Below are 12,642 nucleotides of genomic sequence, written 5' to 3' on the forward strand. Positions count from 1 at the left end.
TATTGAACCTGAATTTTTCCCTTCATACACTCCAGTGCGTTTTCCATTATTTAATCAATGTTCACAGGATGAATTATGAAAGTGAAAAAAATATCGTTATATACAGCAACATTATTATTTACCTCCTCAGCATTGGCGCACGGCTATGTGGAATCGCCGCCAAGTCGGGCGTACCAATGTCATTTAGGGAAAAACACCGACTGCGGTTCGGTGCAGTGGGAACCGCAAAGCGTCGAGCAAGCGAGCGGTTTTCCTGAAGGGGCAATGCCGCCTGATGGTAAACTGGCCAGCGCGGGTAAAAGCAACTTCTCGCAGCTGGATAGCCAGAGCCCGACACGCTGGGCGAAAACCACGATAAAGAGCGGTAAAAATAATTTCGTCTGGCACCATTCTGCGCCGCATAGAACGACTAACTGGCGTTATTACATTACCAAACAGAACTGGGATCAAAATAAGCCGCTGACGCGCAGCGATTTTGAAACTAAGCCATTTTGTCAAATCGACGGTAATGGCGCGACGCCGGCTGTACAGGTCACGCACTCCTGTAATGTACCCGATCGCACCGGCTATCAGGTTATTTATGCCGTCTGGGAAATTGCCGATACGGCAAATAGTTTTTATCAGGCCATTGACGTTGATTTCGGCGGCGCCAGCGATGAAACGGAGAATGAATCCCTCTGGACAACGCAGCTCGCCGGCCAGCTTAGCGGGAAAGATCTGCATGCGGGAGATAAAGTCATTGCCCATTTCTTTAACGCGAGCGGTGAAGTTCATTCGCTACAAACGGAATTGACCATCGCCAGCGAAGCGCAAGGAAAAAGCAGCCAGTGGTCTTACGATCTGGCTGAAGCTATTAATACCGCGCACCAGGGCAAGCTGCGCGCCGGGGTAAAAGGGAGTGATGGCAACATTACCCCCCTCCACGGCGTTAACCAGGTGTATGTGCCAAAAGACAGCACCGTTCAAAGCGTTACGCTGACCTACGCCGAGTCGCAGTCAGACGATATCGTGGAAGAATCCCTGAGCGTCGCCAACGTTAACGCAACCAAAATCGCCAACGGGAAAGCGACGGTGACGTTCAACGCCACGGCCAGCGGCAAAATGCATCTCACCGCCACCGTCAACGACCATGCGGGCACGCAGAAAGGGAGCATTCAGCAGACGATAGATAATCGCTCCCTGACGGTATCTATTCCGCTGACCAACGTTCAGGCAGGTCATCATATGCTGCGCTACTCAGCCAGCAATGCGCAGGGCGCCACCCTCAGCCAGGGGGTCATTGACCTGATGCTGGAAGAGAGTACGGTTCAGCCGGATCCGACGCCTGCGCCTGCGGGAAACTACGACTATACCTTCCCGGATAACCTGAAAAGCTATAAGGCGGGAACGAAGGTCATGCAGCCTAAAAACGGCAAAGTGTACCAATGTCGCCCGTTCCCCTACAGCGGCTACTGCGTGCAGTGGAGCCAGTACGCCACTCAGTTCGAACCGGGTATAGGTTCTGACTGGGCCAAAGCATGGACGGAAGTCACCCACTAACTTCATCCTTCAGGCTCACGCCTTATGCGGATAGCGCGCTGCGTTATCCGCTTTTCTCCTTCGCAAAATGCGGCCTGCTTAATGATAAAGCAGCCAGCACTCTTTATAATGACCCACGCCAGTCAGATTACATTCACATATTTCAGGAGAACTCATGTCTAAAACTATCGCGACGGAAAATGCGCCAGCAGCCATCGGCCCGTACGTTCAGGGCGTTGATCTGGGTAACATGATCATCACTTCCGGCCAGATCCCGGTAGACCCGAAAACCGGTAGCGTGCCGGAAGATGTCGCCGCTCAGGCGCGTCAGTCTCTGGAGAACGTGAAAGCTATCGTCGAAGCCGCGGGCCTGAAAGTGGGCGATATCGTTAAAACCACCGTTTTCGTCAAAGACCTCAACGATTTCGCCACCGTTAACGCCACCTATGAAGCCTTCTTCACCGAGCACAACGCCACCTTCCCGGCGCGCTCCTGCGTGGAAGTGGCGCGTCTGCCGAAAGACGTAAAAATTGAGATCGAAGCGATCGCCATTCGTCGCTAATCGTAGACAGTATGAACAAAGGCAGCCCGTGGCTGCCTTTGTTGTTTCTGCACGTAAAGCGCCTCGCTCACTGCCAGCCGTAGCGGCGGCTGTAGAAGCCTTTGACCATCTGGGTTAGCGTCATATAGCCCGCAAGGATCGCAATCAGCCATGGGAAATAGCTGAGCGGCAGCGCCTGAAGCTGCAGGTAGCCCGCCAGCGGCGAGAACGGCAGCGCAATCCCCACCACCATCACCAGCAGCGTCATCACGATCAGCGGCCAGGCCGCACGGCTCTGGATAAACGGGATCCGCCGCGTACGGATCATATGCACAATCAGCGTCTGCGACAGCAGGCCAACCACGAACCAGCCGGACTGGAACAGGGTCTGATGTTCCGGCGTGTTGGCGTGGAACACCCACCACATCAGGCAGAACGTCAGAATATCGAATATGGAGCTGATTGGCCCAAAGAAGACCATAAAGCGGCCGAGATCCGCCGGGTTCCAGCGCTGCGGTTTACGGATCTGCTCATCGTCTACGTTATCAAACGGAATGGCGACCTGGGAGACATCGTACAGCAGGTTCTGGATCAGCAGATGCAGCGGCAGCATCGGCAGGAACGGCAGGAAGGCGCTGGCGACCAGCACGCTGAAGACGTTACCGAAGTTGGAACTGGCGGTCATTTTGATGTACTTGAGCATATTGGCGAAGGTCCGGCGGCCTTCAATAACCCCCTCTTCCAGCACCATCAGGCTCTTCTCCAGCAGGATGATATCCGCCGCCTCGCGGGCGATATCCACCGCGCCGTCGACGGAAATACCGATATCCGCCGCGCGCAGCGCCGGAGCGTCGTTAATGCCGTCGCCCATAAAACCCACCACGTGTCCTTCGCGTTTCAGCAGGGTCACGATACGCTCTTTGTGCAGCGGCGCCAGGCGAGCAAACAGGGTGGTACGTTTTGCCAGCTCGGCCAGCTCATCATCATTCAGCGCTTCAACCTGGCTGCCGATAACCACGTCACCCGCGTCCAGCCCGACTTCATGACAGACTTTCGCCGCCACCAGCTCGCTGTCTCCGGTCAGGATTTTGACCGTAATACCGCTGGCCTTCAGCGCTTTCAGCGCCGGGGCTGTGGTCTCTTTAGGCGGATCCAGAAAGGCGATATAGCCTTCAAGGATCAGGTCGGATTCATCCGCGCGCTGGTAGTCGCCTTCGCGGGCGGGCAGGTACTTCGTCGCCACCGCCACCACGCGCAGTCCCTGACGGTTGAGGGTGTCGGTTACGCGACGGATGCGCCGCAGCATGGTGTCGTCCAGCGGTACGATGTCGCCGTTATAGCGCACCTGGGTCGAGACGTTGAGGATCTCCTGCAGCGCCCCCTTGCAGATCAGCTGATGGACGTTGTCCTGCTCCTGCACCACCACCGACATGCGGCGACGCTCAAAATCGAACGGGATCTCATCGACTTTCTGCCAGCGTTCCGCCAGCCCGCGCGCTGACTCCAGCTCGACGCCCTCAAGCACCGCGGTATCGAGCAGATTCTTCAGCCCGGTCTGATAGTGGCTGTTAAGCCATGCCGTATGCAGCACGCGTTCGCTCACCTTGCCGGAGACATCGGTGTGGTTCTCCAGCACGATTTTATCCTGCGTCAGGGTGCCGGTTTTATCGGTGCACAGGATGTCCATCGCGCCAAAGTTCTGTATCGCGTCGAGGTGCTTGACGATCACTTTCTGTTTCGACAGCTTCACCGCCCCGCGCGCCAGGGTCGAGGTGACGATCATCGGCAGCATTTCCGGGGTCAGGCCCACCGCGACGGAGAGCGCGAACAGCGCCGCCTCCCACCAGTCGCCTTTGGTATAGCCGTTAATCAGCAGCACAACCGGCGTCATCACCAGCATAAAGCGGATCAGCAGCATGCTGACCCGGCTGATGCCTTTCTGAAAGGCGTTCGGCTCGCTTTCCTGCTCGCTGACGCGGCCAGCCAGCTGGCCAAACCAGGTGCCGCCGCCGGTAGCGAAAACAATCGCCTGCGCCGAACCGCTGACCACGTTGGTGCCCATAAAGCACAGGGTGTCGCACTCCAGCGGGTTTGCCTGCAGCGGGTCGCGGGTGCGGGCCACTTTTTCGACCGGCAGCGATTCACCGGTCAGCGAGGCCTGAGCGACAAACAGGTCGCGCGCCTGAATGACGCGCAGGTCTGCCGGGATCATGTCTCCCGCCGATAGCTTGACGATATCCCCCGGCACCAGCTGGTCGATGGGCAGCTCGCACCAGCGGCTCTCGCCCTGCTCGTTCACCACCCGCAGGACCGTCGCGGTGTTGCTGACCATCGCCTTCAGGGCGTCCGCCGCTTTAGTTGAACGCGCTTCCTGAATAAAGTTCAGCAGCGTGGAGATCCCCACCATCAGGGCGATAACCGCGGCGGCAAACAGATCTTCCGTTGAGTAGGAGACGATACCCAGAACGGTCAGCAGCAGGTTGAAGGGGTTGCGGTAGCAGCTCCAAAGATGCACCCACCACGGCGACGGCTTCTGCGCCGGGATCTGATTTTCGCCATACTGCGCGATTTTCTGCGCCACTTCGCCCGCATTTAGCCCTTCCGGATGGCTGGCGAAGGCGCGCCAGATTTCATTCTCATCCATTGCCGCCACGTCCAGGCACTGCTTGCCGAGGGAGTCCGGGATCGGCGCGCTCGCCAGATTGCGGGCATCGGGTAGCGGATCGCGTTGTACTAAACGACGCGGTAAATGACGGCCAAGCTGGGCAAACAGCTGGCGGGTAAAATTTTTAAACATAAACAGTCCCTCCGCGCTCGCGCGAGCGAACGCAGGCTACCGACAGGCGCGAGTCAACCTTACCTGTCAGGCATGTTATTTTTATGGCAGGGACGTCAAAGACATCGCTGCTTTACGCTTCCGGTAAAGCAGCGCTACGCAGATTTACCGGAAAAAAAGGGGGCTCCATCGAGGATGAGGAGTGGGATCGGGGTCCATAAAATCTCCGGTAAATGAATACAAACGGCGCGAATTATACCGTCGCCGATAATCTATTTGTGGCTATTATGGCGATAATACCCCCGGGCAACTAAACCAGACGTAAACCAGACTTTGCTCATTGTGGTTTCGTTGAGTAGCATTAGGCTCACTTTAAGCGGACCACAACGAGAACCCTGCATGCAAAACCGGCTGACCATCAAAGATATCGCACGCTTAAGCGGCGTCGGGAAATCGACGGTATCGCGCGTGCTTAATAACGAAAGCGGCGTCAGCGAACGCACGCGTGAGCGCGTTGAAGCGGTGATGCAGCAGCACGGGTTTTCGCCCTCACGTTCCGCCAGGGCGATGCGCGGCCAGAGCGATAAAGTGGTGGCGATCATCGTCACCCGTCTGGATTCGCTGTCGGAAAACCTCGCCGTACAGACCATGCTTCCCGCCTTTTACGCTCAGGGCTACGATCCGATTATGATGGAGAGCCAGTTCTCCCCGGCGCTGGTCGAGGAGCATCTCGGCATGCTCGCCCGGCGCAATATCGACGGCGTGGTGCTGTTTGGTTTCACCGGCATCCATGAAGAGATGCTCACCCCGTGGCGAGAGACGCTGGTGCTGCTGGCCCGCGACGCGCCGGGCATCGCCTCCGTCTGCTATGACGATGAAGGATCGATCAGGATGCTGATGCAGCGCCTGTACGATCGCGGGCATCGCCACATCAGTTTCCTCGGCGTGCCGCACAGCGACATCACCACCGGGCAGCGCCGCCACCAAGCCTACCTCGATTTCTGCCAGAAAAAACACCTCACGCCCCTCGCCGCGCTGCCGGGCCTGGGCATGAAGCAGGGGTATGAAAACGTCGCCGGCGTGCTGTCGGCTGAAACCAGCGCGCTGGTCTGCGCCACCGATACCCTCGCGCTGGGAGCCAGCAAATATCTCCAGCAGCAGGGAATCGATCGTCTCCAGCTCGCCAGCGTCGGCAGCACGCCGCTGATGAAGTTTCTCCACCCGGAGATCCTGACGGTCGATCCCGGCTACGCCGAGTCCGGACGCCAGGCGGCGCAGCAGCTGATCGAGCAGATCGCCGGAAACCGTGAACCCCGTCAAATCGTGATTCCCGCCGTACTGAATTAAGCCTGTCTTAACGATTTATGTGATCTTCGCTGGGTTTCGGGAACGTTCCCATTTTGCAATTCAAACGGAGCGAGTAGGATCCGCTGCAAGTTAAATGCAACCTCTCCCCTCGGTCATGAGGCCTCATCATGAGTAAAGTAAATCAGCAGGACATCGATAAACTTATCGAACTGGTGGGCGGACGCGATAATATCGCCACCGTCAGCCACTGTATTACCCGTCTGCGCTTTGTGCTGAATAACCCAGCCATTGCCAAACCAAAAGAAATTGAACAACTACGCATGGTGAAGGGCTGCTTTACCAACGCCGGTCAGTTCCAGGTGGTGATCGGTACCGAGGTTGGCGACTACTATAAAGCGCTACTGGCGACCACCGGCCAGGCCAGCGCGGATAAAGAGCAGGCCAAAAAAGCCGCACGTCAGAATATGAAGTGGCATGAACAGCTCATTTCACATTTCGCGGAGATCTTCTTCCCGCTGCTACCTGCGCTGATCAGCGGCGGCCTGATCTTAGGCTTCCGCAACGTGATCGGCGATCTGCCAATGAGCAACGGCCAGACGCTGGCGCAGATGCATCCGTCGCTGAAAACCCTTTATGACTTCCTGTGGCTAATTGGCGAGGCGATCTTCTTCTACCTGCCGGTGGGTATCTGCTGGTCTGCGGTAAAGAAAATAGGCGGCACGCCGATCCTCGGCATCGTGCTGGGCGTTACGTTAGTTTCTCCGCAGCTGATGAATGCCTACCTGCTGGGCCAGCAGGTGCCGGAAGTATGGAACTTCGGCCTGTTCACCATTGAGAAAGTCGGCTACCAGGCGCAGGTGATCCCGGCCTTGATGGCGGGGCTGGCGCTCGGCTTTATCGAAACGCGGCTGAAACGCATCGTGCCTGACTACCTCTATCTGGTGATCGTGCCGGTCTGTTCGCTGATCCTGGCGGTCTTTCTCGCCCACGCTTTTATCGGCCCGGTTGGCCGCATGATTGGCGACGGCGTGGCCTGGGCCGTGCGTCATCTGTTAACCGGCAGCTTCGCACCGATTGGCGCCGCGCTGTTCGGCTTCCTGTACGCGCCGCTGGTGATTACCGGGGTCCATCAGACCACGCTCGCCATCGATATGCAGATGATTCAAAGCATGGGCGGTACGCCGGTATGGCCGCTGATTGCGTTGTCCAACATCGCTCAGGCGTCGGCAGTGGTGGGGATAATCATCGCCAGCCGTAAACAGAACGAACGCGAAATCTCCGTTCCGGCCGCCATTTCCGCCTATCTCGGCGTGACGGAACCCGCTATGTACGGTATCAATCTGAAATACCGCTTCCCGATGCTTTGCGCGATGGTCGGCTCCGGTCTTGCCGGGCTGCTGTGCGGACTGAACGGTGTGATGGCCAACGGCATCGGCGTCGGTGGCCTGCCGGGCATTCTCTCTATTCAACCCACCTACTGGCAGGTTTACGCACTGGCGATGGCCATTGCCGTGATTGTGCCGATTGTCCTGACGACGGTCGTTTACCAACGCAAATTCCGCCAGGGCACCTTACAGATTGTCTGACATCTTATTTTCGGGGCGCGCTGTCGCCCCCCTTTTTTGTAGCAGGAACGCGATATGAATACCCTTCCCCTCTGGTGGCAAAACGGCGTTATTTATCAAATCTATCCGAAGAGTTTCCAGGATACGATCGGCACCGGTACCGGCGATCTGCGCGGTGTCACCTCCCGCCTCGACTATCTGCAAAAGCTTGGCGTTGACGCTATCTGGCTGACGCCGTTCTACGTCTCACCGCAGGTGGATAACGGCTACGATGTGGCCAACTATACCGCTATCGACCCCGCCTACGGCACGCTGGACGATTTCGACGAGCTGGTGGCTCAGGCGAAGGTGCGAGGAATTCGTATCGTGCTGGATATGGTGCTGAACCACACTTCGACCGAGCATGCCTGGTTCCGGGAAGCGCTCAGCAAAGAGAGTCCGTATCGCCAGTTCTATATCTGGCGCGACGGCGAGCCGACCACCCCGCCGAACAACTGGCAATCTAAGTTTGGCGGCAACGCCTGGCAGTGGCACGCCGAAAGCGAGCAGTACTATCTGCATCTGTACGCCGTCGAGCAGGCGGATCTGAACTGGGAAAATCCGGCGGTGCGCGCGGAGCTGAAAAAAGTCTGCGAATTTTGGGCCGATCGCGGCGTCGACGGCCTGCGCCTCGACGTGATCAATGTTATCTCCAAAGACCAGTCCTTCCCGTCCGATACCGCTGGCGATGGCCGCCGCTTTTATACCGACGGTCCGCGAGCGCACGAATTTTTGCAGGAGATGAGCCGCGATGTCTTCACCCCGCGAAATCTGATGACGGTGGGCGAAATGTCCTCCACCACGCTTGAACATTGCCAAAAATATGCGGCGCTCGACGGCAGCGAACTCTCGATGACCTTTAACTTCCACCATCTGAAGGTGGACTACCCCGGCGGAGAGAAGTGGACGCTGGCGCGGCCGGATTTTGTGGCGTTGAAATCGCTGTTCAGGCACTGGCAGCAGGGAATGCACAATCGCGCCTGGAATGCGCTGTTCTGGTGTAACCACGATCAGCCGCGCATCGTCTCCCGTTTCGGTGATGAAGGGGAATACCGCGTCCCGGCGGCGAAAATGCTGGCGATGGTGCTGCACGGCATGCAGGGCACGCCCTATATCTATCAGGGCGAAGAGATTGGCATGACCAACCCGCACTTTACGCGCATCACCGATTATCGCGACGTTGAGAGCCACAACATGTTTATCGAACGCGCGGCGCAGGGCCGGGATGCGGATGAACTGTTGGCGATTCTGGCCAGCAAATCGCGCGATAACAGCCGCACGCCCATGCAGTGGAACAGCGGTGAGGGCGGCGGATTCACCGCCGGCGAGCCGTGGATTGCGCTGTGCGATAACTATCGCGAGATTAACGCCGATGCGGCGCTGGCGGACCCGGAATCGGTGTTTTATGCCTATCAGCAGCTGATTACGCTGCGCAAGAGCACGCCGGTGCTGACCTGGGGCGACTATCAGGATCTGCTGCCGGAACATCCGTCGCTGTGGTGCTATCGCCGTCAGTGGCAGGGGCAAACCCTGGTGGTCGTGGCGAACCTGAGCCGCGAGTTCCAGCGCTGGCAGCCGGAAGCGATGAGCGGCGACTGGCGGATGCTGATGAGCAACTACGCGGAGGCGGCGAACCGCCCTGCCGATATGACCCTGCGTCCGTTTGAAGCGGTATGGTGGCTGCAGGAGTAACCCACGGCTTACGCTGAGAGTCCCGGGTCGCGCTGCGCTTACCCGGGCTACAGGTTCACCATCTTCTGCGAGCCGGTAGCCCGGACAGGCGCGTCAAGCGCCGCCTCCGGGAATATGCTTTAAATACGATCGGCCGCAGACAGCGTCGCGCTGGCTTCCGGCTGCGCGGACGCCTGCTCTTCTTTCGCCTTCAGGCGATCCCATGCCCGGAAGAACGGATAGTAGATCACCAGCGAGATCGCCAGGTTCACCACCTGCAGCACCGCGCCGGAAATATGCCCTCCCGTCGCCAGATAGCCGCTCATAAAAATAGGCGTGGTAAACGGCAGCGCAATCCCCGCCGGCTTCATCACCAGCCCGGTGGCCATCGCGGTATACGAGACAATCACCAGCAGGACCGGCGTCAAAATAAACGGCAGGAAGAAGTACGGGTTCATCACCAGCGGAATGCCGAATACCATCGGCTCGCTGATATTGAACAGCGCTCCCGGCGCGGCAATTTTCCCCAGCTGTTTCATCTGCTGGCTACGGCTGCGCAGCAGCATAAAAATCACCAACCCTAACAGCGCCCCGGTACCGCCGGGCGCAATCCACAGGTCATAAAACTGCTGGGTGATGATATGCGGGATCGGCAGCCCATTCTGAAACGCTTCCAGGTTTTCCGACATATTCGACAGCCAGACCGGGCGAATAAACACCAGCACAATGGTGTCGCCGTGCAGCCCCAGGGTCCACAGGATACCAATCAGGATCACCGAGATAATCATCCCCGGCAGCGAACCGCCGACGTGCGACATGGGAATACCGATAAGGGTGGTAATCATGCTATTGATATCGCCGAACGGCGAAGCTTCAACGATCAGGCGCAGCGCCAGCACCACGGCCAGCACGCAGAAGCCGGGGATCAGGGCGAGAAAAGATTTCGCCACCGCGGGCGGTACGCCCTCCGGCATGCGGATCACCAGATTACGGCTGGCCACCAGGCGGTAGATCTCCGTGGAAAGCAGCGAAATCACAATCGCCACAAATAGCCCCTGGCTGCCAATCATCCCCACCGGCAGCACGCCTTTGACAAGCTGCGCCGCCGAACCGTCTGCCGGCGTAAAGAGCGTCACCTGGGGGATCGTCATCACAAACGCCACCAGCGACATCGCCCCGGCGCTGAGCGGGTCCAGGGTGCGATATTTTTCCGCCAGGCGGTAGGCAATGCCGAACGCGGAGAGCAGCGCCATGATGTCATAGGTCGCTTTGACCGGGTACAGCATCTTATCGCGCCAGGCATCGCCAAACACGCTGGTCATCATCTCACCGTAGCCGGGAATCGGCAGGTAGGCGAATATCAGGAAAAACGAACCAATCAGCATAAACGGCATATTGAGAATAATGCCGTCGCGTACCGACAGGACATGCTTCTGACCGCCGATTTTCAGCGCGGCGGGCATGACATAGCGTTCAATAAATGAAGTACGAGACATAGTGGTATCCCCGAAGGCGGAAAAGTTTAGTTAAACTGCGTTAACCAGGGGCGGTTGATGGTTAACACCTCATCAAGCAGCGCCCGGGCATCGGTCACATTCCCGACCAGCGGGTTACTCACCAGCGCCAGCAGCGCGCTATCCCGGCAGCCGTGGACCGCGGCCTCAATCGTCAAGCGCTCGAAGGCTTTCACCTGTTGCGTCAGCCCGTTCATGATCGGCGGCAGCGCGCCAAAGGCCAGCGGTCGTGCGCCCTGCGCGTCAATAATGCTGTTAATTTCCACCACCGCATCATCATCAAACCCGTGAATCGCGCCGTTGTTGCGAGTGTTGACGACCATCTCTTTGCCAAGATTGTTGTAGATGGCGTTAATCAGCTCCACCGCCACTTCGGAGTAGTACGCCCCGCCGCGGAAGCTCAGCTGTTCGGGCTTTTCATCCAGCTCGGGCCGGGCATAGATATCAAACAGCTCCTGTTCCACCTTCATCACCTGTTCCGCGCGGGTGCCTTTGGTTTTGGCCGCCTCAATCTCTTCCGCCAGCATCGCCGGCGTCAGCCAGAAATAGCGATGATAGGGACAGGGGATGGCCTTCAGGGCCCGCAGAAACTCCGCCGGCCACGGCAGCGATTGAATATTGTTCATCGAGAGCGATTGACCGTCACACAGCATGTCGATGACCTTACTGGTCACCTCTTCCCGCCCCTGCATCACCTTGTGTACCCAGACCATATGATTCAGCCCGGCGAAGCTCAGCCGGACCTCCTCTTCTTTTGCGTCCAGCATTCCGGCAATCATGTGCTGCATATTGATGGGCACGTTGCACAGGCCGATGATTTTCGCGCTGCTGTAGCGGCTCACCGCCTCCGTCACGATCCCTGCCGGATTGGTAAAATTAAGGATAAAGGCGTCGGGCGCCAGCGCTTCCACCTTGCGAGCAACCTGTAAAATCACCGGAATCGTGCGCAGCGCTTTGGCAAAGCCGCCGACGCCGGTGGTTTCCTGACCCAGCAGATGGTACTTCAGCCCCAACCGCTCATCCGCCGCCCGCGCCGCCAGCTGCCCAACCCGCAGCTGGGTCAGCACGAATTGAGCGCCGCGAATGGCCTCATCGAGGCCGAAATGCACGCTGACCTTCACCTGTTCGAGGCCATGGCGCTTTAGCATACGCTGGGTCAGCGCGGCGATAATCGCCACTTTCTCGCGCCCGGCTTCGACATCCACCAGCGCCAGTTCCGTGACCGGAATCTGCTGATGGCGAAGGATAATGCCTTCGATAAGTTCCGGCGTATAGCTGCTGCCGCCGCCGATGACGGCAATTTTCAATGTTTGCATAGTGGCCTCATTTTTGGCGTACAGATCCCCGCGCAAGGCCGCAGCGGCGTTGCGAAATGAACGCGTTGATGGGAAAGGGTTAGGAGTTCAGCAGAGCGAGCGCTTTATCGAGGACGGCGGCCCCGCGCATCATGCCGTAATCCGCCATGTCGATCACCGCCACGGCTTTCCCGTGCGGTGCAGCAAGCTCCGTCAATCGGGCCGCTTCATACTTCACCTGAGGCCCCAGTAAGATCACGTCGGCATTGGGCAACTCGCGCTCAAACTCGGCGACGGGTACGGCGTAAATCTCCAGCCCCAGAGCGCGCTGCTGCGCCTCGGCCTTCATTTTGTTAACCAGCATGCTGGTGGACATTCCGGCGGCGCAGCACAGGACGATACGTGGCATAATTCC

Annotated in this window: 9 protein-coding genes; 5 read left to right on the forward strand and 4 right to left on the reverse strand. The window is 58.2% G+C overall.

Annotated elements, in window-relative coordinates; genetic code table 11:
* The first annotated feature begins 75 nt into the window (after nucleotides 1-75).
* Nucleotides 76-1,539 (forward strand): N-acetylglucosamine-binding protein GbpA, encoded by a 1,464-nt coding sequence (gene gbpA / locus ABLU67_RS19955; protein WP_070596181.1) that lies wholly within the window; start codon nucleotides 76-78, stop codon nucleotides 1,537-1,539.
* 154 nt (nucleotides 1,540-1,693) lie between these two features.
* Complete coding sequence (ridA, locus tag ABLU67_RS19960; protein ID WP_009652347.1) at nucleotides 1,694-2,080, forward strand: 2-iminobutanoate/2-iminopropanoate deaminase; 387 nt, start codon at nucleotides 1,694-1,696, stop codon at nucleotides 2,078-2,080.
* Between the two features lie 67 nt (nucleotides 2,081-2,147).
* On the opposite strand, the gene mgtA is transcribed toward ridA, so the two are convergent.
* Complete coding sequence (gene mgtA, locus ABLU67_RS19965) at nucleotides 2,148-4,856, reverse strand: magnesium-translocating P-type ATPase (RefSeq protein ID WP_064375401.1); 2,709 nt, start codon at nucleotides 4,854-4,856, stop codon at nucleotides 2,148-2,150.
* A 378-nt stretch (nucleotides 4,857-5,234) separates the two neighbouring features.
* Between mgtA and treR the strand changes: the two genes are divergently transcribed.
* The 3 genes from treR (at nucleotide 5,235) to treC (ending at nucleotide 9,439) form a co-directional block, all read left to right on the forward strand.
* Entirely contained in the window at nucleotides 5,235-6,182 is a 948-nt protein-coding gene (treR, locus tag ABLU67_RS19970; protein ID WP_014227667.1) for a trehalose operon repressor TreR, read from the forward strand.
* 128 nt (nucleotides 6,183-6,310) lie between these two features.
* A complete protein-coding gene (gene treB / locus ABLU67_RS19975) occupies nucleotides 6,311-7,729 on the forward strand; it encodes a PTS trehalose transporter subunit IIBC (protein ID WP_004108948.1) in 1,419 nt (472 codons plus the stop codon).
* 54 nt (nucleotides 7,730-7,783) lie between these two features.
* Nucleotides 7,784-9,439, forward strand: a complete 1,656-nt coding sequence (gene treC, locus ABLU67_RS19980; protein WP_254539724.1) for an alpha,alpha-phosphotrehalase — start codon at nucleotides 7,784-7,786, stop codon at nucleotides 9,437-9,439.
* A gap of 119 nt (nucleotides 9,440-9,558) precedes the next feature.
* Here treC and celB read toward each other — a convergent pair whose 3' ends face one another.
* The 3 genes from celB to ABLU67_RS19995 form a co-directional block, all read right to left on the reverse strand.
* Complete coding sequence (gene celB, locus ABLU67_RS19985; RefSeq protein WP_014227664.1) at nucleotides 9,559-10,914, reverse strand: PTS cellobiose transporter subunit IIC; 1,356 nt, start codon at nucleotides 10,912-10,914, stop codon at nucleotides 9,559-9,561.
* 26 nt (nucleotides 10,915-10,940) lie between these two features.
* Entirely contained in the window at nucleotides 10,941-12,248 is a 1,308-nt protein-coding gene (locus ABLU67_RS19990; protein WP_032718874.1) for a 6-phospho-beta-glucosidase, read from the reverse strand.
* 79 nt (nucleotides 12,249-12,327) lie between these two features.
* Nucleotides 12,328-12,636 carry a PTS sugar transporter subunit IIB gene (locus ABLU67_RS19995; RefSeq protein ID WP_014227662.1) on the reverse strand — a complete coding sequence of 103 codons (309 nt, stop codon included), beginning with the start codon at nucleotides 12,634-12,636 and terminating at the stop codon, nucleotides 12,328-12,330.
* Nucleotides 12,637-12,642 lie beyond the last annotated feature (6 nt).

It is taken from the genome of Klebsiella sp. GN_Kp190, from assembly GCF_040061795.1.
Taxonomy (GTDB): Bacteria; Pseudomonadota; Gammaproteobacteria; order Enterobacterales; family Enterobacteriaceae; genus Klebsiella; species Klebsiella michiganensis.